Annotated in this window: 22 protein-coding genes; 14 read left to right on the forward strand and 8 right to left on the reverse strand. The window is 67.1% G+C overall.

What is annotated here, in order from left to right:
- Position 1: 1 nt before the first annotated feature.
- From cysD to EGT50_RS02870, 3 genes are read right to left on the reverse strand one after another with little or no spacing between them, the layout of a single operon-like run.
- On the reverse strand, positions 2-988 hold the full coding sequence (gene cysD / locus EGT50_RS02860) for a sulfate adenylyltransferase subunit CysD (protein WP_408014583.1): 987 nt from the start codon (positions 986-988) through the stop codon (positions 2-4).
- Positions 985-1,698: a phosphoadenylyl-sulfate reductase gene (locus EGT50_RS02865; RefSeq protein ID WP_127951059.1), complete on the reverse strand. Its 714-nt coding sequence runs from the start codon at positions 1,696-1,698 to the stop codon at positions 985-987. Before EGT50_RS02865 ends, cysD begins: the two co-directional genes overlap by 4 nt.
- Positions 1,695-3,410 (reverse strand): nitrite/sulfite reductase, encoded by a 1,716-nt coding sequence (locus EGT50_RS02870; protein WP_127951060.1) that lies wholly within the window; start codon positions 3,408-3,410, stop codon positions 1,695-1,697. The genes EGT50_RS02865 and EGT50_RS02870 overlap by 4 nt, the downstream gene beginning before the upstream one ends.
- 325 nt (positions 3,411-3,735) lie before the next feature.
- Here EGT50_RS02870 and hemW point away from each other — a divergent pair, with 325 nt between their 5' ends.
- Positions 3,736-5,001, forward strand: coding sequence for a radical SAM family heme chaperone HemW (gene hemW / locus EGT50_RS02875; RefSeq protein WP_127951061.1), 1,266 nt, complete (start codon positions 3,736-3,738; stop codon positions 4,999-5,001).
- Between the two features lie 80 nt (positions 5,002-5,081).
- On the opposite strand, the gene EGT50_RS02880 is transcribed toward hemW, so the two are convergent.
- Positions 5,082-5,396 (reverse strand): type II toxin-antitoxin system VapB family antitoxin, encoded by a 315-nt coding sequence (locus tag EGT50_RS02880; protein WP_127951062.1) that lies wholly within the window; start codon positions 5,394-5,396, stop codon positions 5,082-5,084.
- Between the two features lie 251 nt (positions 5,397-5,647).
- Here EGT50_RS02880 and hrcA point away from each other — a divergent pair, with 251 nt between their 5' ends.
- The 9 genes from hrcA to EGT50_RS02925 all read left to right on the forward strand — a co-directional run bounded on the left by hrcA (position 5,648) and on the right by EGT50_RS02925 (position 14,374).
- Complete coding sequence (hrcA, locus tag EGT50_RS02885) at positions 5,648-6,691, forward strand: heat-inducible transcriptional repressor HrcA (protein ID WP_127951063.1); 1,044 nt, start codon at positions 5,648-5,650, stop codon at positions 6,689-6,691.
- 105 nt (positions 6,692-6,796) lie between these two features.
- Positions 6,797-7,945, forward strand: a complete 1,149-nt coding sequence (gene dnaJ / locus EGT50_RS02890; RefSeq protein ID WP_127951064.1) for a molecular chaperone DnaJ — start codon at positions 6,797-6,799, stop codon at positions 7,943-7,945.
- Between the two features lie 16 nt (positions 7,946-7,961).
- Positions 7,962-8,723 carry a 16S rRNA (uracil(1498)-N(3))-methyltransferase gene (locus EGT50_RS02895; protein ID WP_127951065.1) on the forward strand — a complete coding sequence of 254 codons (762 nt, stop codon included), beginning with the start codon at positions 7,962-7,964 and terminating at the stop codon, positions 8,721-8,723.
- Between the two features lie 93 nt (positions 8,724-8,816).
- Positions 8,817-9,572, forward strand: a complete 756-nt coding sequence (locus EGT50_RS02900) for an alpha/beta hydrolase family protein (RefSeq protein ID WP_127951066.1) — start codon at positions 8,817-8,819, stop codon at positions 9,570-9,572.
- A 215-nt stretch (positions 9,573-9,787) separates the two neighbouring features.
- Positions 9,788-10,879, forward strand: a complete 1,092-nt coding sequence (locus EGT50_RS02905) for a PhoH family protein (RefSeq protein WP_127951067.1) — start codon at positions 9,788-9,790, stop codon at positions 10,877-10,879.
- An 86-nt stretch (positions 10,880-10,965) separates the two neighbouring features.
- A complete protein-coding gene (ybeY, locus tag EGT50_RS02910) occupies positions 10,966-11,508 on the forward strand; it encodes an rRNA maturation RNase YbeY (protein ID WP_127951068.1) in 543 nt (180 codons plus the stop codon).
- 24 nt (positions 11,509-11,532) lie between these two features.
- Positions 11,533-12,858, forward strand: a complete 1,326-nt coding sequence (locus tag EGT50_RS02915; RefSeq protein WP_127951069.1) for a hemolysin family protein — start codon at positions 11,533-11,535, stop codon at positions 12,856-12,858.
- Between the two features lie 2 nt (positions 12,859-12,860).
- Positions 12,861-13,766, forward strand: a complete 906-nt coding sequence (gene era, locus EGT50_RS02920; RefSeq protein WP_127951070.1) for a GTPase Era — start codon at positions 12,861-12,863, stop codon at positions 13,764-13,766.
- A gap of 95 nt (positions 13,767-13,861) precedes the next feature.
- The gene (locus EGT50_RS02925) at positions 13,862-14,374 is read left to right on the forward strand and encodes a nitroreductase/quinone reductase family protein (RefSeq protein ID WP_164873326.1); all 513 of its coding nucleotides are present in this window, start codon (positions 13,862-13,864) and stop codon (positions 14,372-14,374) included.
- 35 nt (positions 14,375-14,409) lie between these two features.
- Here the strand turns inward: EGT50_RS02925 and EGT50_RS02930 are convergent, their stop codons facing one another.
- On the reverse strand, positions 14,410-15,837 hold the full coding sequence (locus EGT50_RS02930) for an amidase (RefSeq protein ID WP_127951072.1): 1,428 nt from the start codon (positions 15,835-15,837) through the stop codon (positions 14,410-14,412).
- 122 nt (positions 15,838-15,959) lie between these two features.
- Between EGT50_RS02930 and recO the strand changes: the two genes are divergently transcribed.
- From recO to EGT50_RS02945, 3 genes are read left to right on the forward strand one after another with little or no spacing between them, the layout of a single operon-like run.
- Positions 15,960-16,775, forward strand: a complete 816-nt coding sequence (gene recO, locus EGT50_RS02935; RefSeq protein WP_127951073.1) for a DNA repair protein RecO — start codon at positions 15,960-15,962, stop codon at positions 16,773-16,775.
- Entirely contained in the window at positions 16,732-17,538 is an 807-nt protein-coding gene (locus EGT50_RS02940; RefSeq protein WP_127951074.1) for an isoprenyl transferase, read from the forward strand. Before recO ends, EGT50_RS02940 begins: the two co-directional genes overlap by 44 nt.
- A 40-nt stretch (positions 17,539-17,578) precedes the next feature.
- On the forward strand, positions 17,579-17,974 hold the full coding sequence (locus EGT50_RS02945; RefSeq protein ID WP_127951370.1) for a hypothetical protein: 396 nt from the start codon (positions 17,579-17,581) through the stop codon (positions 17,972-17,974).
- 35 nt (positions 17,975-18,009) lie between these two features.
- On the opposite strand, the gene EGT50_RS02950 is transcribed toward EGT50_RS02945, so the two are convergent.
- Both EGT50_RS02950 and EGT50_RS02955 read right to left on the reverse strand, forming a co-directional pair.
- A complete protein-coding gene (locus EGT50_RS02950; RefSeq protein ID WP_328590633.1) occupies positions 18,010-18,447 on the reverse strand; it encodes a Fur family transcriptional regulator in 438 nt (145 codons plus the stop codon).
- Positions 18,444-18,809 carry an ArsR/SmtB family transcription factor gene (locus EGT50_RS02955; RefSeq protein ID WP_164873327.1) on the reverse strand — a complete coding sequence of 122 codons (366 nt, stop codon included), beginning with the start codon at positions 18,807-18,809 and terminating at the stop codon, positions 18,444-18,446. The genes EGT50_RS02950 and EGT50_RS02955 overlap by 4 nt, the downstream gene beginning before the upstream one ends.
- A 186-nt stretch (positions 18,810-18,995) precedes the next feature.
- On the opposite strand from EGT50_RS02955, the gene EGT50_RS02960 reads away from it, so the two are divergent.
- Positions 18,996-20,387, forward strand: a complete 1,392-nt coding sequence (locus EGT50_RS02960; RefSeq protein WP_127951075.1) for a glycine--tRNA ligase — start codon at positions 18,996-18,998, stop codon at positions 20,385-20,387.
- Positions 20,388-20,462: 75 nt separating this feature from the next.
- Here EGT50_RS02960 and EGT50_RS02965 read toward each other — a convergent pair whose 3' ends face one another.
- Complete coding sequence (locus tag EGT50_RS02965; RefSeq protein ID WP_127951076.1) at positions 20,463-22,517, reverse strand: TPM domain-containing protein; 2,055 nt, start codon at positions 22,515-22,517, stop codon at positions 20,463-20,465.
- Positions 22,518-22,552: the final 35 nt, after the last annotated feature.

A 22,552-nucleotide genomic window follows, 5' to 3' on the forward strand; every position in this document is an offset into this window, starting at 1 on the left:
ATCAGAAGTAGCCCTCTCGCTTGCGGTCCTCCATGGCGGCCTCGGACACTCGGTCGTCGCCGCGGGTGGCGCCGCGTTCGGTCAGCCGGGACGCCGCGACCTCGGACAGGATGGCCTCGTTGTCGGCGGCGTCGGACAGGATGGCGCCGGTGGTGGAGCCGTCGCCGACGGTGCGGTACCGCACCGACCGGACCTCGAGTTCTTCGCCCTCGGCCGGACCACCCCACACGCCCGGCGTCATCCACATGCCGTCGCGCCGGTAGACCTGACGCTGGTGCGCGTAGTAGATGCTCGCGAGTTCGACGTCGTCACGAGCGATGTACCGCCAGATGTCGAGCTCGGTGAAGTTGCTCAGCGGGAACACCCGCACGTGCTCACCCGGCGCGTGCCGCCCGTTGTACAGGTTCCACAGCTCGGGGCGCTGCCGTTTGGGATCCCACTGCCCGAAGGCGTTGCGCAGCGAGAAGATCCGCTCCTTGGCTCGTGAGCGCTCCTCGTCACGGCGGCCGCCGCCGAAGACCGCGTCGAAGCGGTTTTCGGTGATGGCATCGAGAAGCGGAACCGTCTGCAGCGGGTTCCGGATCCCGTCGGGACGTTCGGTGAGCCGGCCGTCGGCGAGGTAGTCCTCGACCTTGGCGACGTGCAGACGCAGGTCATACTTCGCGACGACGTGGTCGCGGAACTCGAGAACCTCGGGCAGGTTGTGGCCGGTGTCGACGTGCAGCAGCGCGAACGGCAGCGGCGCAGGCCAGAACGCCTTTAACGCCAGGTGCAGCAGCACTGTCGAGTCCTTGCCACCCGAGAACAGGATCACGGGCCGCTCGAACTCGCCGGCCACCTCGCGGAAGACGTGGATGGCCTCGGACTCGAGAGCATCGAGGGTGTCGAACTTGTTGCCGTCGAGTCGAACTCGCTCGGTGGTATCGAGCTGAGGTCGCGGCACCGCGGCGCCGAGAGTCGGGACGGTCTCAGTAATGTCGATTGTCATGACGCGTGCAACCCGCATTCTGTCTTGGCCGAACCGGCCCACCGACCGCTACGCGGATCGGTGCCGGGGAGTGGTTTGGCGGTGCAGGGAGCGCACCCGATGGACGGATATCCCTCGTCGACGAGCGGATTGACCAGAATTGAGTGCTCGTCGATGTACGCCTGCATGTCCTCGTCGGACCATGCGGCGATGGGATTGATCTTCACCAGCCCGAACGCCTCGTCGAACGAGACAAGCGGGGCGTTCGCCCGGGTGGGGGACTCCACCCGGCGGATGCCGGTGACCCACGCCTGGTAGCCACTGAGCGTCGCCTTCAGTGGCGCGACCTTGCGCAGCGCGCAGCAGCGGTTGGGATCACGGGCGAACAGGTCCTTGCCCTCGATCGAGTCCTGCTCGGCGACCGTGGTGGCCGGCCTGGCATTGATGACGTTGACGCCGTACACCTGCTCGACCGCGTCCCGGGTCCCGATGGTCTCGGCGAAGTGGTATCCGGTGTCGAGGAACAGCACGTCGACGCCGGGACGCACCTGTGTCGCAAGGTGAACGAGGACGCCGTCCTGCATGTTCGAGGCCACGATGTAGTTCGATCCGAATGTGTCCTCGGTCCACCGCAGCAACTCCAGTGCGGATGCACCGTCCAGGTCTGCTGCTCCGCGGGCGGCGAGCGCGCGGAGCTCGTCCGCGGTTGCCGTGGTCAGATCCACCGTCATCGCAAGTCTCCCTCGTCTGCTCGAATTGCCCACTGTGCGAACCGTTCGCCTTCGTGACGGTTCTTGACGAAGTTGCGCACCACACGGTCGATGTAGTCGCCGAGTTCGGCGCTGGTCACCTTGTGCTGTCGCAGCTTCCGCCCGAATGCGCTGTCGAGGCCGAGGCTGCCGCCCAGGTGCACCTGGAAGCCTTCGACCTGATTGCCCTCGCCGTCGTCGACCAGCTGACCCTTGAACCCGATGTCTGCGATCTGTGATCGACCGCACGAGTTGGGGCAACCGTTGATGTTGACGGTGATCGGGACGTCGAGCTGCGCGTTCACGTCCGCGAGTCGTTCCTCGAGTTCGGGTGCGAGCACCTGCGACCGCTTGCGGGTTTCCACGAACGACAGCTTGCAGAACTCGATTCCACTGCACGCCAGCAGGTTCCGCCGCCAATGCGACGGCCGGCCGTGCAGCCCGAGTGGCCGGAGTTCGTCGATGAGCCATTCGACCTTGTCGTCCGGCACGTCGAGCACGACGAGCTTCTGGTACGGGGTGAAGCGAACACGGTCGGAGCCGACGGCCTCGACCGCGGCGGCCACCTTCGTCAGGATCGTGCCCGAGACCCGACCGGCGATGGGCGAGAACCCGATGGCGTTGAGGCCGTTGCGCAGCCGCTGGACGCCGACGTGGTCGATCGGGCGGGCCGGCTTCTCGGGGGCGGGACCGTCGATGAGCTTGCGCTTCAGGTACTCGGTTTCGAGAACCTCGCGGAACTTCTCGATGCCCCAGTCCTTGATAAGGAACTTCAGCCGTGCCTTGGCGCGCAGACGGCGATATCCGTAGTCCCGGAAGATGGCGACGACGGCCTCCCACACGTCCGGCACCTCGTCCAGCGGCACCCAGACGCCGACGCGCTGCGCCAGCATGGGGTTCGTCGAGAGCCCACCGCCGACCCACAGATCCAGCCCCGGACCGTGCTCGGGGTGGACGACGCCGACGAACGCGACGTCGTTGATCTCGTGGACCACGTCCTGCTGCCCGGAAATCGCGGTCTTGAACTTGCGGGGAAGGTTCGAGTAGCGCGGATCGCCGATGTACCGGCGGACGATCTCGTCGATCGCCGGCGTCGGGTCGATGATCTCGTCCAGGGACTCGCCGGCCAGTGGGGAGCCGAGGACGACGCGCGGGCAATCGCCGCACGCCTCGGTGGTCTGGAGGCCGACCGACTCGAGGCGGTTCCAGATCTCCGGAACGTCCTCGATGCGGATCCAGTGGTACTGGACGTTCTCGCGATCGGACAGGTCGGCGGTGTCCCGACCGAACTCGGTGGAGATGCCGCCGAGGGTGCGCAACTGCTCGACGTTGAGAGCGCCGGCGTCGCACCGCACCCGCATCATGAAGTACTTGGCCTCGAGCAGGTCGATGTTCTCGTCACCGGTGTAGGTGCCGTCGTAGCCTTCTTCACGCTGCGTGTACAGGCCCCACCAGCGAAACCGGCCCCTCAGGTCGGCCTTGTCGATGCTGTCGAAACCCTGCTTCGAGTAGATGTTCTCGATGCGAGCGCGGACGTTGAGTGGGTTGTCGTCCTTCTTCGTCTGCTCGTTCGCGTTGAGCGGTTCGCGGTAGCCGAGCGCCCATTGGCCTTCGGATCGGCGCTTTTTCGGACGGGCGGCACGGGCCTTGCCGGGAGGGCTCGTCGTCGAGTTGGCGTCGGTGGTCGACGTCATGAATGCTCCTGAATTGTGTGCAATCTCGCAGTGCACCGGTCGAAGACACGGGAGGAGGGCTGCTTCCTCACGGAGTCAGGCTCGGCCGGCCGGGATTGGCGGGCGAAACGGGGGGAGACGCAGGCCAGCGTCGACTGCTCTGGGGCAGGGAGTCGCTGGGCTGCTTACGCGCCGCAGGACAGACAGCAACAGCTACAGACACGCTTGAGGTCGACGTGGCGCCTGACCACCAATCGCACCCCTGCATCTGTCATGCGGGCCATTGTGCCATGGGAATCCCGCTGTGCCGACCGCCGGGAGCATATTTCCCTCGAAACCGCGGGAAATGCCTGATCGTCGAGGCGGCCCTGGCGCGAACGTGGGCGACTGGGACACTGGAGCCGTGAGTGGATCCGCCCTCTCGACCCCCGCGGTCGCCTCGACGCCCTTCGAACTTCCCGATTCGGCGCTGGCCGAGGTAGGCACGCGTCCGTTCGGTATTTACGTCCACGTCCCGTTCTGTGCGACACGGTGCGGCTACTGCGACTTCAACACCTACACGGCCGGTGAGTTGGGTACCTCCGCCTCGCCGCAGTCGTGGCTCGAGGCAGCCGAGCGCGAACTCGCGCGGGCAGCCGAGATCACCGGCGGCCCCCTGGTCGACACCGTCTTCGTCGGTGGTGGGACGCCGTCGTTGCTCGGCGGCGACGTGCTCGCAAGCGTCCTCGGGGCGGTCAAGGCCACCTTCGGGCTCGCGCACGGCGCCGAAGTGACAACCGAATCGAATCCGGAATCGACGTCACCGGAGTTCTTCGCGGCCCTTCGCGAGGCGGGATTCACCCGGATCTCGCTCGGCATGCAGTCCGCGGCCGAACACGTGCTGAAGGTCCTCGACCGCACCCACACTCCGGGCCGGGCCGTCGCCGCGGCCCGGGAGGCACGCGCCGCCGGGTTCGATCACGTCAACCTCGATCTCATCTACGGCACGCCCGGTGAGACGGAGGCCGACCTCGACGCGTCGCTCGACGCCGTGCTCGGTGCCGGCGTCGACCACGTTTCCGCGTATGCGCTGATCGTCGAGGATGGGACCGCACTGGCTCGGAAGGTGCGGCGCGGCGAACTGCCCGCCCCCGACGACGACGTCCTCGCGTCCCGCTACGAGCGGATCGACGCGCGTCTGGCCGATGCCGGGCTGCACTGGTACGAGGTGTCGAACTGGGCGTCGAACGACGACGCGCGCTGCCGCCACAACCTCGGCTACTGGGACGGCGGTCACTGGTGGGGTGTCGGGCCCGGCGCTCACAGCCACGTCGGCGGCGTGCGGTGGTGGAACGTGAAGCATCCGGCGCGGTACGCGGATCGGCTGTCCGCCGGGCAGTTGCCGGTCGAGGGCAGTGAAACGCTCACCGAGGAAGACATCCACGTCGAGCGAGTCCTGCTGACCGTGCGCCTGCGGAGCGGGCTGCCGTTGTCGGCTCTGCGAGACGGTGAACGCGTCGCGGCCGAGCGGGTCTTGGACGACGGTCTCGCGGTGGTCGAGTCCGACCACCTGGTGCTCACTGATCGGGGGCGCCTGCTCGCCGATGCGGTGGTGCGGGACCTCCTCGCGTAGGCGGACCTCGCGTCGTCCCATCGCGACCAGCGGGTATCTCCAGCGCCGTCCCTCGGACGGTGCTCAGTGCCGGAAGGAGTTCACTGCTCGGAGCCTTGCTCGGCATCGAGGTCGTAGACCCGCGCGTGAAGGACAGCCCGGTTGCGAAGTGCCGACCGCACCGCGTGGTGTACGCCGTCCTCGAGGTAGAGCACGCCGTGCCACATCACCGCGTGGGGAAACAGATCGCCGTAGAAGGTGGAGTCCTCGGAAAGCAGTCGGTCGAGTTCGAGGACCCTCGTCGTGGTCACGATCTCGTTCAGGCGTATCTGGCGAGGCGGGATCCGGGACCAGTCCCTCAGCGTCAATCCGTGATCTGGGTATGGCCTGCCGTCCCGGACACCCTTGAAGATCATTGCGTTCTGCCTGCGCTCTTTGTCAGCGGTGTTCTTCGTCTGCGGCCGGACCTACATACCGACCCCACGACAACCCTACGGCCTGACGGGTTGCCCGGCTGGTGACAAATGCCGAGCGCAGCCTGCGCCGTTAGCATTCCAACCGGCCATTAGACTTGGTACCGAGGTGGGTGCCACGAACCGCGGTATCCGATGCCGGGGGGTGCCCTACGGCAGGCTCAGATCTTGTGGCGAAGTGGAGGTGGTCGACGGTGCCGAGCACGGAGGAAAGGCGCTTCGAGGTACTCCGGGCGATCGTCGCCGACTACGTCTCCACCCAGGAGCCGATCGGGTCGAAGACGCTGGTCGAGCGCCACAACCTCGGTGTGTCGAGCGCCACGATCCGCAACGACATGGCCGCTCTAGAGGCCGAGGGCTACATCACACAGCCGCACACGAGCTCGGGTCGGGTACCGACGGACAAGGGATACCGTCAGTTCGTCGACCGCATCGCCGACGTCAAGCCCCTGTCACCAGCGGAACGCCGCGCCATTCTCGAGTTCCTCGAATCCGGTGTGGACCTGGACGACGTCCTGCGGCGAGGGGTTCGTCTCTTGGCGCAGCTCACCCGCCAGGTCGCGATCGTGCAGTATCCGACGCTGTCGGCGTCGTCGGTGCGCCACATCGAAGTGGTCGCTCTCACGCCTGCTCGTCTGCTGTTGGTCCTGATCACCGACTCTGGCCGGGTCGATCAGCGGATCGTCGAACTCGGGGACGTGATCGACGACGCGGATCTGTCCCGGCTGCGGTCCCTGCTCGGCGGTGCGCTCGAGGGCAAGCGGCTCGCCGCGGCCTCGATTGCGGTGTCCGAACTCGCCGAGGACGCACCGGAGAGTATCCGTGACGCGGTTGTGCGGTCGGCGACGGTACTGGTCGAGACTCTCGTGGAGCATCCCGAGGACCGGCTGCTGCTCGGCGGCACCGCGAACCTGACCCGCAACGCGGCCGACTTCGCGCCCCAGGCCGGCCTGCCCGGTTCCCTGCGATCCGTCCTCGAAGCGCTCGAGGAACAGGTCGTGGTCCTCAAGTTGATTGCCGCGACACAGGGCGCCGGCCGGGTGACGGTCCGGATCGGTGAAGAGACGCAGGTCGAGGAGATGCGGGGCACGTCGGTCATCTCGACCGGTTACGGCGCCGCCGGCACCGTCCTCGGCGGTATGGGGGTCCTCGGTCCCACCCGAATGGACTATCCGGGAACAATTGCCTCGGTCGCTGCCGTTGCGAGGTACATCGGCGAGGTACTCGCCGAGCGGTAGTGTGCGTCCGGGCGACGATGTCGGACCGGACGTCGGCCAGGTTGCTCCGGTCGGAGCTGTTCACCGCGTGGTGCGAACGAAGTAGAGAAGGACGAGATACCCAAAGTGGCACGGGATTACTACGGCATACTCGGCGTCGGGCCGAAGGCGACCGATCAGGAGATCAAGCGGGCGTACCGAAAGCTCGCCCGCGAGCTGCATCCGGACGTCAACCCGGACGAGTCGGCGCAGACCCGCTTCCGTGAGGTCTCCACCGCGTACGAGGTGCTGTCGGACCCGGAGAAGCGTCGCATCGTCGACCTGGGGGGCGACCCCATGGAATCCGCTGCTGGGGGTGGTGCCGGGTTCTCCGGTGCCGGCTTCGGTGGTCTCGGGGACGTGTTCGAGGCGTTCTTCGGCGGCGGTGGCGGGGCCACCCGCGGGCCCCGGGGGCGTGTCCAGCCCGGCGCCGACTCGCTGCTGCGCACCAGGTTGACGCTCGCCGAGTGCGCCACCGGTGTCACCAAGACCATCACGGTCGAAACCGCGATCCTGTGCGACGGCTGTGCCGGCGCGGGAACCCACGACAACTCCAAGCCGATCCGCTGCGAGACCTGCGGCGGTGCCGGTGAGGTCCAGTCCGTGCAGCGCTCGTTCCTCGGCCAGGTCATGACATCGCGACCGTGCCCCACCTGTCGTGGCGCCGGCGAGACGATCCCAGACCCGTGCCACAAGTGCGGCGGCGACGGTCGCGTGCGGGCACGCCGGGACATCAACGTCAAGGTGCCCGCGGGCGTGAGCAACGGCATGCGGATCCGGCTCGCCGCACAGGGCGAGGTGGGGCCGGGCGGCGGTCCGGCCGGTGACCTGTATGTCGAGGTGATCGAGCAGCCGCACGAGACCTTCGTGCGCGACGGCGACGACCTCCACTGCACGATCCGGGTGCCGATGGTCGACGCGGCTCTTGGCACCACCGTCACGCTCGACACGATCATCGACGGTCCCACCGAGATCACGGTCGACCCAGGCACGCAGCCCGGCTCGGTGTCCGTGCTGCGTGGACACGGCATGCCGAAGCTGCGCTCGACCGTCCGTGGTGACCTGCACGCGCATCTCGAGGTGGTCGTCCCGGCACGCCTCGACGGCAAACAGATCAAGTTGCTGGAGGAACTCAAAGCCCACCGCGACCGCGACCACGCCGAAGTGGTGTCGACGGGGTCGCAACACAGCGGGGGTCTGTTCTCCCGGCTGCGCGACGCCTTCAGCGGTCGGTGACCGGAGCGGGCCGCTGATGGTTGCGTCGGTCTTCTACCTGGAGCCGCTGCCCGGCGTCGGGCAGCCCGCCGTGCTCGACGGTCCCGAGGGTCGGCATGCCGCGACGGTGCGCAGGATCAAGCCAGGTGAGCGGTTGTTGCTCGCCGACGGTCGCGGCGGGATCGCCGACGCGACCGTCACCGCAGCCGCGAAGGACCGACTGGACCTCGAGGTCACCGCCCGCCGGGAGCAGCAGCGGCCGACGCCGGCGGTGACGCTGGTGCAGGCGCTTCCCAAGGCCGAGCGCTCCGAGCTCGCCGTCGAACTCGCTACGGAAGCGGGCGTCGACGCGGTGGTGCCATGGCAGTCGGCGCGGTGTGTGGCGCGGTGGGAGGGCGCCAAGACCTACAAAGGGGTCACTCGCTGGCGTAACGCGGCGATCGCCGCGGCCAAACAGTCCCGCCGCTCGTTCGTGCCCGACGTCGCCGAATTGCACCACACCCCTCAGGTGCTTGAGCTGGTCCGCGCCGTCGTCGGTCGCGGCGGCGCCGTCGCGGTCCTGCACGAGTCGGCGCGCACGCCGCTGGCAGCGTTGCCGCTGCGGGAGGTACCTGAACTGGTGCTCGTCGTCGGCCCCGAGGGTGGATTGTCCGACGAGGAGGTCACCGACCTGACCGACGCCGGCGCCACGGCGGTGCTGCTGGGCCCGACCGTGCTGCGCACTTCGACGGCGGCTGCCGTGGCGCTCGGCGCGATCGGTGTGCTCACCGACCGCTGGACCTCGGCGCCGATCGACTGACTGCCGATCGACCGACTGCTAATCGACTGACGGGGAGCGACCATAGTGCCCAGGAGCGGAGCGACCATAGTGCCCAGGAGCGGAGCGACCATAGTGCCCAGGACATGCATCGAATACGGCCCCGAGCCGCAACAGTTCGGACACTTCTATGTGCCTGAGGGGGTTGGGGAGGAGCCCGTTCCGGTGGTCATGGTGGTCCACGGTGGCTTCTGGAGTGGCGAGTATCACCTGAACCTCGGAACGCCGTTCTCGGTCGAATTGGCCCAGAGCGGCGTTGCGGTGTGGAACGTCGAGTACCGACGGATCGGCGCGGGCGGACGATGGCCGGAGATATCGGCGGACGTCGTCGCCGCACTCGAGGCCATCGCCGGCCCGGTCGCCGAGGCGTCACCGGTGCCGCTCGACCTGGATCGAGTGCGTGTCGTCGGGCACTCCGCGGGTGGGCAGCTCGCGGTCTGGCTTGCCGGCCAACGCGATACAGCGGTTCGTCCTGAATTGTTCGTGTCGCAGGCCGGAGCATTGGATCTGGCGTCAGCGGGGGAACGGGGCCGTCGGATCAGCTACATAGAGGACCTGTTCGGTGTCGCGTACGGGGAGGATCCCGACCTGTACCGTTCGGCGTCGCCACTGCATCGGCTGCCGATCGGTGTGCCTGTGGTGTGTATCCACGGCACGGAGGACGAACAGGTTCCGGCGAAGATCGCCTCTCGCTATCACGACGCTGCCCACGCCATCGGCGATCCCGTTGACCTGCACCTGATCGACGGGGAGGATCACTTCGCCTTCCTGGATCCGAGTACGCGCAGTTGGAAGCTCTCACGCGAGCTGCTCCTCGATAGTCAGACCTGACAGATCAGACCTGACGACCAGGCCTGACCTCCCCTGACGTGGGCAGAGGCAGGATGCGCCCGAGGCGGCCCTGCTCGGCTTGGAATCCCCACACCGGTTCGGCCAGGTAACTCGCTGTGCGGTGTCGTCGTCGGCGTTAGACTTTGGGCACGCACGACAGCCTGTCGTGTGAGAACAGTGACCCGTCAGATCTGAAAGAAGGCCATAGCCCTCACGTGAGTGAACAAATCGAGAACGGCTCACCGCGCTACAGCGGCGCCCCGCAGGATCCTGCTCAGCCGGCCGAGCGCACCGTGCGTTCGAGCATGGAACTGCCGCCCGAGGTGGTGCCGCCGCTACTCGGAGCCTCCGATGAGAATCTGATCGCTCTCGAACGGGTCCTCGACGCCGACATTCATGTCCGTGGGAACTCCGTCACCCTGACCGGGACGCCAGCCGAGGTCGCGTTTGCCGAAAGGGTGCTCGAGCAGCTCTCCGCACTGGTCCGCCGCGATCAGCCGGTCACTCCCGACGTGGTTCGCCGCACCTTCGGCATGCTCACCCAGGGGCTGTCGGAGTCGCCGGCGGACGTGCTGAGCCTCGACATCCTGTCCCGCCGCGGAAAGACGATCCGGCCCAAGACGCTCAATCAGAAGCGATACGTCGATGCGATCGACGAGAACACAATCGTGTTCGGCATCGGCCCGGCCGGCACCGGCAAGACCTATCTTGCGATGGCGAAGGCCGTGCAGGCCCTGCAGAGCAAGCAGGTGACGCGGATCATCCTCACCCGACCCGCAGTCGAGGCGGGTGAGCGGCTGGGTTTCCTTCCGGGCACGCTTCACGAGAAGATCGACCCGTACCTACGTCCTCTGCACGATGCCCTGCACGACATGATGGATCCGGAGGCGATCCCGAAGCTGATGCAGGCCGGCGTCATCGAGGTCGCTCCACTCGCCTACATGCGGGGCCGCACCCTCAACGATGCGTTCATCATCCTCGACGAGGCCCAGAACACCACGGCCGAGCAGATGAAGATGTTCCTGACCCGGCTGGGCTTCGGTTCGAAGATCGTCGTCACGGGCGACATCACACAGGTCGACCTTCCGGGCGGGGCGCGCTCGGGTCTGCGTGCGGCAACAGAGATCCTCGACGGTATCGGCGGTATTCAGTTCACGGTCCTCGACAGCAGCGACGTCGTGCGGCACCGCCTGGTCTCAGACATAGTCGAAGCGTACGACCGCTTCGAGGCGTCTCGTGCCGACGAGTTGCCGCTCGGGAACCGCGCGCAGAGGCGAGCTGTCCAGTCGCGTTCGCACCGGCGGTAGGGTTGTCCCCGCCCCACAGTTTCCGCGTGACAGTTTCCGCGCGACTGGGCCATGGACGGCCCGAGACCGACGAGAGAGCAACGTAGATGAGCATCGAGATCTCCAACGAATCGGGGATGGACGTCTCAGGCGAGGACCTGATCAGCGTCGCCCGATTCGTGATCGCTCGCATGGACGTTCACCCCGCGGCGGAACTGTCTATGGTGCTTGTCGATTCGGCGACCATGGCGGATCTGCACATGCGCTGGATGGACCTGCCCGGACCGACGGACGTCATGTCCTTCCCGATGGACGAGCTCGAGCCCGGCGGACGCCCCGACGCGCAGGAGCCTGGACCGGGGATGCTCGGCGACATCGTGCTTTGCCCGTCGTTCGCGGCCGAACAGGCCCACAAGGCGGGTCATTCCGTCGATCACGAGCTGGCCCTACTGACCGTGCACGGTGTCCTTCATCTCCTCGGCTACGACCACGCCGAGCCCGAGGCGGAGAAGGAGATGTTCGCCCTGCAGAACGAGCTGCTTGCCGAATGGTACGAGGACCTGCGTCGCGCGGAGCGCGAGGCCGAGTTAGCGGCGCGGGACCAGCGGCTGCTGGGCAAGACAGGGTTCGTCGACGAGGCGGGGCAGTGACCCGCGACGGGTGGTGATCGGCCGGTGAGTGACGTCGTAATCCTCATAGCGATCGCGGTCGTCCTCGTTCCGCTCGGCGGTCTCTTCGCCGCTCTGGATTCGGCACTGAACACGCTCTCACCCGCTCGGGTCGAGGAACTGGCGAAGGATGGGCACGCAGGCGCAGCGCGCCTGGTGCGGATCGTCTCGGACCGACCCCGGTACATCAATCTCATGGTCCTGCTGCGGATCCTGTGCGAGATCGCAGCCGCGGTCTTGCTCGCAAGGGCGTTGATCGAGCTGATCGGCCCGGTTTGGGGCGTGGTCGTCACGATCGTGGTGATGGTTCTCGTCGACTACGTCGCGATGGGGGTCGGGCCCAGAACCCTTGGCCGTCAGCATGCATACCCGCTCACACTCGCCGGTTCGATGCCGCTGGTCACGCTCGGCGTCCTCCTCAGCCCGGTCACCCGGCTACTGATCGTGGTCGGCAACGCGCTCACCCCGGGGCGGGGTTTCCGTGCCGGACCCTTCGCGTCCGAGATCGAGCTGCGTGAGTTGGTCGACCTCGCCCAGGAGCGCGGCGTGGTGGCGGACGAGGAACGCCGAATGATTCAGTCCGTGTTCGAACTCGGCGACACTTCGGCGCGCGAGGTCATGGTGCCACGACCCGAGATGGTGTGGATCGAGGTGGACAAGACGGCCGGTCAGGCCACGTCATTGGCGGTTCGCAGCGGCCACTCCCGTATTCCGGTGATCGGTGAGAACGTCGACGACGTGCTGGGCGTGGTCTATCTCAAAGACCTTGTGCAGCAGACCTACTACTCGTCGGACGGTGGTCGGAGCGTCACCGTGTCGCAGGTGATGCGCCCAGCGGTGTTCGTGCCCGACTCGAAGCCGCTCGACAGCCTCCTCGCCGAGATGCAGCGCGACCGCAACCACATGGCCATCCTGGTCGACGAGTACGGCGGCATCGCCGGACTCGTCACCATCGAGGACGTGCTCGAGGAGATCGTCGGGGAGATCGCCGACGAGTACGACACCGATGAGACGCCGCCGATCGAGGACCTCGGTGATGGCACGTACCGGGTTTCGGCGCGGCTTCCGGTTGAGGATCTCGGTGAGCTCTTCGACCTCGAGATCGAGACCGACGAGGTCGAGACGGTCGGGGGACTGCTCGGATTCGAACTCGGACGCGTGCCCCTCCCCGGGGCGGAGGTTGTCACCACGGGGCTGCGGCTACGCGGCGAGGGCGGCGCCGATGCGCGCGGGCGGGTGCGTATCAGCACGGTGCACGTCGAGCGTCTACCCACCGAGGAGTCGGCTGCGGTCGATGATGTGAACGAAGACGGGAACGTGGACCAGGAGTGACCATGACCGACAGCGAATTCCGTTCCGGCTTCGTCTGTTTCGTCGGACGGCCCAACACCGGCAAGTCGACGCTGACAAACGCTCTGGTGGGCGAGAAGATTGCGATCACGTCGTCGCGGCCACAGACCACCCGGCACACGATCCGCGGCATCGTGCACCGCGACTTCGCGCAGCTGATCCTGGTGGACACGCCGGGACTGCATCGGCCGCGGACCCTGCTGGGTCAGCGCCTCAACGATCTCGTGCGCGATACGTACTCCGAGGTCGACGTGATCTGTCTGTGCATCCCCGGCGACGAGAAGATCGGCCCGGGTGACCGATGGATTCTCGACCAGGTCCGGCGAATGGCACCGAAGACCAAGCTCGTCGGCATCGTCACCAAGATCGACAAGGTGAGCAAGGACGCTCTGGCCGCGCAACTCGTAGCGGTCTCCAAGCTCCTGGGCTCGGAGGCCGAGGTGATCCCGGTTTCTGCTGTCTCGGGTGAGCAGGTTGAGTTGTTGGTAAAGGTGCTTGCAGAGCTGATGGAGCCCGGACCGGCGTTCTACCCGGACGGTGAGCTCACCGACGAGCCCGAGGAAACCCTGATGGCCGAGCTGATCCGTGAGGCCGCCCTCGAAGGCCTGGGGGACGAGTTGCCGCACTCGCTGGCCGTTGTCATCGAAGAGGTTCGTGAGCGTGAGGGCCGCGACGACATGCTCGACGTTCATGCGCTGCTGTATGTCGAGCGACCCAGCCAGAAGGGCATCGTGATCGGCAAGGGCGGCCGACGGCTGCGCGAGGTCGGCACGGTGGCACGCAAGCAGATCGAGAAGCTGCTCGGCACCAAGATCTATCTGGACCTGCACGTCAAGGTCGCCAAGGACTGGCAGCGCGATCCGAAACAGTTGGGCCGACTGGGTTTCTAGTTTCGCGGGCGCGGCGGTCTCCGGCCCGGGCTGCTGCCGTATGCGATCATCGGATCCTCGACGTTTACCCGATGCCGGTCGAAACGAGGGATCCGATGTCCAAGAACGGAAGGTATCGAGCCGCGAACCCGCTGCAGAGGTTCGTTATCAGGAACGGCGCTTCGGTGGCCGCGGGTCGGATTCTTGCCCCGACACAGCGTCACGTCGATGCACTGATCTTCCGGATCAGCAAGGGCCGGCGAACGCTGACGAGCATGGCGCTGGGTTGGCCGATCGTCCTGCTGACAACCGTTGGCGCGAGAAGTGGACTGTCTCGGACGGTTCCGCTCCTCGGCCTCCCGGACGGGAACCGAATCGTCGTGATCGCGTCGAACTACGGGCGGGCGGGCAATCCGTCTTGGTACCACAACCTGCGCGCCCATCCGCGTGTTTCGATGGCGGTTGCGGGCGGACCCTCACAGCAGGTCCTGGCGCGGGAGGCCGAGGGCAGTGAGCGCGAGCGATTGTGGCAACTGGCGCTGCAGTACTACCCGGGATGGGCGGACTACGAACAGCGTGTCACGGGTCGCCGGATCCCCGTGATCGTCCTCGACCCCGAGGCGGACTGACTCACCGCCCCCGATCAGCTGAAGCAAGGCACCGGTCACCACCACTGCCGGGGTCTACGTTCGTGCCATCGTTCAACGGACTCGAGTTGCGCTGCAAGGGAAACCAGGAGTGGCTCGGTGTTGTCGTGGCCCATGAGCTGAACGCCGATCGGCAGGCCGTCGGCGGTGAAGCCTGCGGGCACGTTCACGCTGGGCCAGCCCAGGATGTTCCACGGCCACGTGTAGGGGCACGCGGTGGTGATCACCTCGTTGGTCTTCACGCCCCCGATCCCGTCCATGGCGTCCACTCGCGGTGGGGGAGTTGCTGTGGTGGGGGCGAGGATCACGTCGTAGTCGTCGAAGATCGCGCCGATTCGGCGTCGAAGCCGAGGCTCGGCGGCCCGGGCGGCGCGCAAGGGCCAGCCCGACAGCAGTCGCCCGGTGCAGGCGTTGGCTCGGGTGCGCGGGTCGACGAGTGCGGGGTCGGGAACCCGGTCGAGCCAGTCGTCGACCCCGGCGAGTGAGCGAGGAAGAAAGTTGAGCCCCAGCAAGAGTCCGTACGCGGGATCGTCGACGACGACGTCGTGACCGAGTCGGCGGAGGGTGTGTGCCATGCGTCCTGCGGCGGCATGGATCTCCGGGTGCAGTTCCATCGGTGTCGCCTTGAACGGAATCCGCAACGACAGTGCGATCCGTAGCCGCCCGGGGTCCCGGCCGACCGCGTCGCGCACCGTGACTGGTCGCGGCTTGTGCAGGTCACCGTCGTGGTTTCCTGCGGCGACGTCGAACAGCAATGCAGCATCGGCGACGGTTCGGGCCAAGGGGCCGTTGACGGTCAAGCCGTTGAACGCCTCGCTCTCGGGCCACGTCGACAGGCGGCCGCGCTGTGGCTTGATCCCGACGAGATTCGTCCAGGCTGCGGGGATGCGGACGGACCCGGCACCGTCCGATCCGACCGCGGCGGGAACGAGACCGGCGGCGACCGCGGCGGCTCCGCCGCCGGAGGACCCGCCCGGGGTGTGCCCGCCGTTCCACGGATTGCGGGTGTGGCCGAACGCGCCACCCGTGAACGGCCACTGACCGAGTTCTGGACTGTTCGTCTTCCCGACGATCACCGCGCCGGCGGCCCGCAGCCGTCGAACCACCTCCGAGTCGGCGAACTTCGCTGGGAAATCCCCAGGGCACCCGAAGGCCGTCGGCTCGCCCGCAACGTCGACGTCGTCTTTGACTGCGATGGGGACACCAAGCAGGGGCAGCCGTTCCCCAGCGGCCAAGCGGCGGTCGGCGCCGGCGGCCTCCGCCAGCGCGGCGTCACGGCGCACGATCCGGAACGCGTTGAGGGTCGACTGGCTCGCCTCGATCCGGTCCAGGGCGGCGGTGACCGCGGCAACCGACGAGGTGCGGCCCGCGGCGAGGGCGGCGGCCTGGTCCTCGAGCCCCGGCGCGTGCTGTTCGGCGGACTGTTCCCGCAGTTCAGTTGTCATTCCTGTCCCGTTCGATCGCGCTGCTCGTTCGAACGAACAGTAACAAGTTCTAGTTCTCGGGGAAACGGTCCTGTGGACGTGCTTGTCCGCCGGCGTCATCGTGGCGTGGGAGACTGAGGCACGTGAGGTTGTACCGGGACCATGCGGTGGTGCTGCGCCAGCACAAGCTGGGCGAAGCCGACCGCATCGTGACCCTGTTGACCCGGCAGCACGGCCTGGTGCGAGCGGTCGCCAAGGGCGTGCGGAGGACCAAGTCGAAGTTCGGGGCACGCCTCGAACCGTTCGCGCACATCGACGTGCAGTTGCATCCCGGCCGCAGTCTCGACGTCGTCACCCAGGTACACACCGTCGACGCGTTCGGTGCCGACATCGTCGACGACTACGGCCGCTACACCACCGCCTGCGCGATTCTCGAGACCGCCGAGCGTCTGGCGGGTGAGGAGCGGGCTCCCGCTCCGCGGTTGCACGGTCTCACTGTCGGGGCCTTGCGGGCAGTGGGGGAGCAGACTCGGCCGACCGAACTGATCCTCGACGCCTACCTGCTGCGGGCGATGGGATATGCGGGGTGGGCACCGGCCCTCCGCGAGTGCGCACGGTGCGCGGCCCCTGGGCCGCATCGTGCGTTCCACGTTGCTGCTGGTGGCGCGGTGTGCGTGCACTGTCGGCCGCCGGGCGCGGTCACCCCGGCACCCGGCGTGCTCGAATTCATGGACGCGCTCGCACGCGGGCAGTGGCAGCACGCCGAGTCCGCGACACCAGCGACGCGTAACCAGGCGAGCGGGCTCATTGCCGCGCACCTGCAGTGGCATCTCGAACGGCAGTTACGCACGCTGCCCCTGATCGAACGTGCCCGTTCACGTGCGGCGGTAGGGGACGGCGAAGCGGTCAGGCAGGATGGGGAGCGTGATTCGACGACGCGATCCGCAAGCTCGACCTGAGGGGGAGATCCGCCCGCCGTTCCCGCATCCCTCGGGCGCCCGTCCGCCTATTCTGCAGCCCGAGTTGATCCCCAACCACGTGGCGCTCGTGATGGACGGCAACGGGCGCTGGGCGCAGGAGCGTGGGTTGCCGCGGACCGCCGGGCATGAGCGCGGCGAGGACGTCCTCATGGACACCATCGCGGGGTGCATCGAGATCGGTGTGAAGTGGTTGTCCGCGTATGCCTTCTCGACCGAGAACTGGAAGCGCAGCCCCGACGAAGTCAAGTTCCTGATGGGCTTCAACCGAGACGTGATTCGGCGGCGTCGTGACGAGATGCACGAGATGGGTGTGCGTGTCCGATGGGCTGGTCGTCGGCCTCGCCTGTGGCGCAGCGTCATCAAGGAACTCGAGGTCGCCGAGGAACTCACCAAGGACAACACCGTCATGACGCTCACAATGTGCGTCAACTACGGAGGTCGGGCCGAGATCGCCGACGCGGCAAGGGAGATCGCTCGTCGGGCTGCCGCAGGGGAGATCGACCCGGAGAAGATCTCCGAGGCGGCGTTCGCGAAGTACCTCGACGAACCGGACATGCCCGACGTGGACCTCTTCCTACGCCCGTCCGGAGAGCAGCGGACATCGAACTTTCTGATCTGGCAGTCGGCGTACGCGGAGATGGTGTTCCAGGAGAAACTGTTTCCCGACTTCGATCGCCGCGACCTGTGGGCGGCGTGCGTCGAGTACGCGTCGCGTGATCGTCGCTTTGGCGGTGTCCGATGATCAGCCACAGTGACGGGGTGAATGACCGGTGAGCACCGGGATGGACGCGGCCGAGGAGTTGCAGGCGCGGGCGGGTGGAGCGCTCGGGAACTTCGTTCCAGTCGAATCCGACAACGACGGTTCACTGCGGTTCGAGTATGGGGGCGCTCTGTGCTCGCTGCGTGCGGTCACCCTCGCGGCCGGCCTGGACGTGCTGTCACTGACCGGTGTGCTGGCGTGGGACCGTACGGTCAAGCCCACCCTGCACAAGCGGGTGGCCGAGCGGAATTCGCAGGTTCAGTTCGGCACGATCAGCGTGATTACGCGCGGTAAGTATGCCGACGTGGTGCTTCGCTACACGTTCCCGGCGACTGGATTGGCCGACGCGCCACTTGCGACCATGCTGTTGCTCGTACTTTCGGGCATCGAAGACGCCCGAAAGGGGCTGCTGGCGTAGGGGGTTTCGATACCGTCGCTATCCCGTCACTGTTGCTATCCCGTTTCCGAGCACTCGCGGCACGTGCCGAAGATTTCGACGGTGTGGCTGACGTCCGTGAAACCGTTCTTGTCGGCGATGGTCTCGGACCACTGCTCGACGGCGGGGCCATCGACCTCGACCGTGAATCCGCACCGGCGGCACACCAGGTGGTGGTGGTGTCCGGACGAGCAACGGCGGTAGACCGATTCGCCGCTGTCGGTGCGCAACACATCGACTGTGCCGGCCTCGGCGAGGGCCTGGAGCGTCCGGTACACGGTGGTCAGTCCGATTCCTTCGCCGCGTTTGCGAAGTTCATCGTGCAGTTCCTGGGCCGACCGGAAGTCGGTGATCTCGTCGAGCAGTGCAGAAATTGCGCTGCGCTGTTTGGTGGCGCGTACTCCGACGACAGCGCGTCCACGTGGGCCGATCTTGTCCATTGCGTTCTCGGTCATCCTTCCTCCGCATGGGCGACGGCATCGACCACGATGTGTGCGAGGTGGTCGTCGACGAGTCGGTACATCACTTCGCGACCGGTGCGCTCGCCGTGCACGACACCCACGGACTTGAGTACCCGCAGGTGCTGGCTGATCAGAGGTTGGGTGACGCCCAACGCTCCGACGAGTTCGTGAACGCACCGCTGCGACTGGCGGAGTTGCAACACGATTGCTATCCGTACGGGTGCGGCGAGGGCGCGCAGGATCTCGCCCGCCCCGGCGAGCGTCTCCTTCGACGGCATCGGGGCCAGCGGGGTTTTGGCGCACTCCCCGTGGTCGGCTGTTTCGGGGTGCCGGTGACCCGCATCGGCGACACTCACAGCGGAACTCCTCACGTGGATCGAACGTGGTCGGACACGCCCCTTATTGCAAATCAATTCCATTTTGATATGCACGAATATGCATGTCAACCGGGCCCGTGAGGCCCCGGCGCGGCTACCGATAGTCTGGACGGGCGAAATCCGCATGTAAACCACGCATCTATTACCCAGATGGAGAGCATCCAAGTGGCACCCAAGTCCAAGATCGATACCGTCGCCAACCTTGCCAAGCGCCGGGGCCTCGTCTACCCATGCGGTGAGATCTACGGCGGTACCAAGTCGGCCTGGGACTACGGTCCGCTCGGCGTGGAACTCAAGGAGAACATCAAGAAGCAGTGGTGGCGCAACATGGTCACCAGCCGCGACGACGTCGTCGGCCTCGACTCGTCGGTAATTCTGCCCCGCCAAGTGTGGGAGGCGTCGGGCCACGTCGAGGTGTTCACCGACCCGCTCGTAGAGTGCCTCAACTGCCACAAGCGCCACCGCCAGGACCACCTGCAGGAGGCGTACGCCGCGAAGAACAACCTTGACGACCCCGACGCCGTTCCGATGGCCGAGGTCGTGTGCCCCGACTGCGGAACCAAGGGCCAGTGGACCGAGCCCAGGGCTTTCTCCGGCCTGCTCAAGACGTTCCTCGGCCCCGTCGACAGCGAGACCGGGCTGCACTACCTGCGCCCCGAGACCGCACAGGGCATCTTCGTGAACTTCGCCAACGTGCTCACCACGTCGCGCAAGAAGCCCCCGTTCGGCATCGGCCAGATCGGCAAGAGCTTCCGTAACGAGATCACGCCGGGCAACTTCATCTTCCGCACCCGCGAGTTCGAGCAGATGGAGATGGAGTTCTTCGTCAAGCCAGGCGACGACGAGGAATGGCACCAGTACTGGATCGACTACCGCATGGACTGGTACACGGGCCTCGGCATCAACAAGGACAACCTGCGTCTGTACGAGCACGCGCAGGACAAGCTGTCGCACTACTCCAAGCGCACCGTCGACATCGAGTACCGCTTCCAGTTCCCGGGCACCGAGTGGGGTGAACTCGAGGGCGTCGCGAACCGTACCGATTTCGACCTCGCGACTCACGCCAAAGCCTCCGGCGTGGATCTCGGCTACTTCGACCAGACGACCGGTGAGCGCTACACGCCGTACGTCATCGAGCCCGCAGCCGGCCTCACCCGCTCGCTGATGGCCTTCCTGGTCGACGCGTACACCGAGGACGAGGCCCCCAATGCCAAGGGTGGCGTGGACAAGCGCACCGTGCTGCGCCTGGACCGTCGTCTCGCACCGGTCAAGGCCGCGGTCCTTCCGCTCAGCCGCAACGCCGACCTGTCGCCCAAGGCAAAGGAACTGGCGACTACCCTGCGCCAGTACTGGAACGTCGAGTTCGACGACGCCGGCGCCATCGGCCGCCGCTACCGTCGCCAGGACGAGATCGGCACGCCGTTCTGCATCACGGTCGACTTCGACACCCTCGACGACCAGGCGGTCACAATCCGGGAACGTGACACGATGACGCAGGATCGGGTCGCCCTCGACCAGGTGGAGGGCTACCTGGCCCAGCGTCTGATCGGCGCCTGACGCCTATGCGCGCGGTGTCCGGACCTGGGTCCGGGCACCGCGCGATGTTGCGCCTTGCCGTAGAGCAAGTCCCTCCTAGAAGCGGCCTCCGCCTCCGTGGCCGATGCGGCCCGAACTACTCGGCCCGCCGAACGACCCGGGACCCGGTCCACCCCATCCGCCGCTGCCCCGGCCGCCCCAGTGGCCGCCGCCTCCGAGGCCGCCGCGCAGCACGGCGTCGATGAGGATGCCGCCGAGAATGGCACCGCCCAGATTGCCGCCACCGCCGCGGGTGCCGCCGCTGGGTGGTCGATGGTTGTCCTGGTACCGGTTCACGTCCGCCTGGGCCGCCCACAGGGCTCGCGAAGCCAGTTGGGTCGCCGCCTGGGCGTGCTGCAGCGCCTGCGAAGGGTCCGAGTCGGCCAGTTGCTGCGCCGCCTGCAGATGCCGCTGCGCCTCCGACAGCCTCGTGCGTGCCTCTGCTCCGACGGCGCCGCGCCGGGTGGAGATGAAGTCCGACGCCGCCGCCACCTGCGACCGGGCGGCGGTCAGATCCTGCTCGAGTCGCGCGCGGGCCCGATCGGCCTGCTGCTTGGACTCCTGCGCCTCGGCCAGGGCGGCGTCGAGTTTCGCATCGGCCTCGACGACCTTGCTGAAACTGCCGAGCGGGTCGGTGTCCTTGGTGGCCTGAGCGTTTCGCAGTGCTTCCTCAGCGGCTGCCTTCGCGTCGGCGAGTTTCTGGCCGCCTTGGGCGGCGAGCCCCTCGGCGTGCGTGATGCCGCGCTGTACGTCTGCCATCGCTTCCGGCAGGGTCGCGATCGCATGCCGGATGTCGGTGTCGGCGCGGTCCACGGCGTCGAGGAGGGCGCGGGCCTGTTCCAGCGCGCCCTCCGCCGTACGGATCGCGACAACGGCCGGGCCCTGCTTGCCGGCGGGGAGTGCCACCGCGTCGCGTCCGGAGGCGATGCTTTGCTCGGCGAGCTCGATGCGTTCCCGAGCCATCGCCGGGTTGTGCTCGATCGTGGCCAAGACGGAAGCCGGGAACTCGGTGCGCAGGGTGGTCAGTTTGGTCTCGGCCTGGGGCACCCGGACGGTCTGTGCGACGACTGACTGCGTGAGGGTGTCGAGGCGGGCAGGGGCGTCGAGCAGCAGGTCGCGCATCGAGTCGAACTCGTCCACACGGTCATTGAGCTCTTTGTCGGCACGGGCACACGTCGTCACGAGTTCGACGAGCATCTGTCGCTGCTGCTGGGGAGTCTCGGGGATGTCGTCGTCGAGACGCTGGCGGATGGTGAACGCAGACGCCAGGGTGCTACGGGCCCGCTCGAACGCCGCAGTGAACGGTTCGGTGGTGTCGGGCCCGAACTCGCCGACTGCCAGGTTCAATTCCTCTTCGCTGGTGCGGATCGCGTTGTCCATTTCGACCAGCGCGTCCTTGGCGAGCGCATCCAGCGCCGGAATGGGAAGCGCGGCAAGTGCGGCGGCGTCGGTGGGATCGACCTTGCGTGCGGCGGCCACGGACTGCTCGAGGCGCTCGGCCTGTCTCCTGCGCGAGAACAGGAAGACTCCGGTCCCCACGACGACAAGCACTACGACCCCGATGCCGAGAACCCCCAGCGACAGGGGGGTGGCCGTCATCGCGTCCCCGATCCCGCTCGCCGCCGCGATCGCGGCACCGGACCAGTCCCCTTGCCGTAGTGCGGGTTCCACCGAGTTCTGCCTGATCGACTGAGCGTCGGAGCTGGAGATCTCCGACAGCCCCGGCGGAGTGTAGAAGTAGTACGCCCGAGCCGTGGTCGCAACCGCGAGCAGTGCGTCCCGGTCGCCGAGTCCACTCAGGCCGAAAGTGCGGTCGGCCCACGCTTCGGGAGGGAGCCCGTCGAAATCGTCTACATAGACCACCCAGAGCGACGCCCGGTGGTCGTCGTAGAGCGTGTCGAGGGCGCTTTGGACGTCGGACCGCTGGGTGGGGTCGAGGACCCCCGCTTGATCGGTGAGAGGCTCGGGCAACCGCAGCGGCGACTCTGCCGCCGCGGTGGCGGGGGAGAAGGCGAGGATCATCACCGACAGCAGCGCGCCGAGGACTGTCATGGCGAGCGGTCGGCGAAATACGTGGTGGCGGGGGAGCGGACGCGACGGAGCCTGGACCATGCTCCGAATCTAGCCGGTCTGGCGCGTCGCCCGCC

Origin of the sequence: Rhodococcus xishaensis (assembly GCF_004011825.1) — a bacterium.
Classification (GTDB): domain Bacteria; phylum Actinomycetota; class Actinomycetes; order Mycobacteriales; family Mycobacteriaceae; genus Prescottella; species Prescottella xishaensis.

Bases quoted from the DNA above. Each gene is read 5' to 3' on its own strand.
- EGT50_RS02950 (WP_328590633.1), bottom strand. From the start codon at position 18,447: ATGACCGAGAACGCAATGGACAAGATCGGCCCACGTGGACGCGCTGTC.
- EGT50_RS02940 (WP_127951074.1), top strand. From the start codon at position 16,732: ATGGGGAGCGTGATTCGACGACGCGATCCGCAAGCTCGACCTGAGGGG.
- EGT50_RS02930 (WP_127951072.1), bottom strand. From the start codon at position 15,837: ATGACAACTGAACTGCGGGAACAGTCCGCCGAACAGCACGCGCCGGGG.
- EGT50_RS02965 (WP_127951076.1), bottom strand. From the start codon at position 22,517: ATGGTCCAGGCTCCGTCGCGTCCGCTCCCCCGCCACCACGTATTTCGC.
- EGT50_RS02945 (WP_127951370.1), top strand. From the start codon at position 17,579: ATGGACGCGGCCGAGGAGTTGCAGGCGCGGGCGGGTGGAGCGCTCGGG.
- EGT50_RS02870 (WP_127951060.1), bottom strand. From the start codon at position 3,410: ATGACGTCGACCACCGACGCCAACTCGACGACGAGCCCTCCCGGCAAG.
- EGT50_RS02865 (WP_127951059.1), bottom strand. From the start codon at position 1,698: ATGACGGTGGATCTGACCACGGCAACCGCGGACGAGCTCCGCGCGCTC.
- cysD (WP_408014583.1), bottom strand. From the start codon at position 988: ATGACAATCGACATTACTGAGACCGTCCCGACTCTCGGCGCCGCGGTG.
- EGT50_RS02880 (WP_127951062.1), bottom strand. From the start codon at position 5,396: ATGATCTTCAAGGGTGTCCGGGACGGCAGGCCATACCCAGATCACGGA.
- ybeY (WP_127951068.1), top strand. From the start codon at position 10,966: ATGAGCATCGAGATCTCCAACGAATCGGGGATGGACGTCTCAGGCGAG.
- EGT50_RS02925 (WP_164873326.1), top strand. From the start codon at position 13,862: ATGTCCAAGAACGGAAGGTATCGAGCCGCGAACCCGCTGCAGAGGTTC.
- EGT50_RS02895 (WP_127951065.1), top strand. From the start codon at position 7,962: ATGGTTGCGTCGGTCTTCTACCTGGAGCCGCTGCCCGGCGTCGGGCAG.
- hemW (WP_127951061.1), top strand. From the start codon at position 3,736: ATGCCTGATCGTCGAGGCGGCCCTGGCGCGAACGTGGGCGACTGGGAC.
- era (WP_127951070.1), top strand. From the start codon at position 12,861: ATGACCGACAGCGAATTCCGTTCCGGCTTCGTCTGTTTCGTCGGACGG.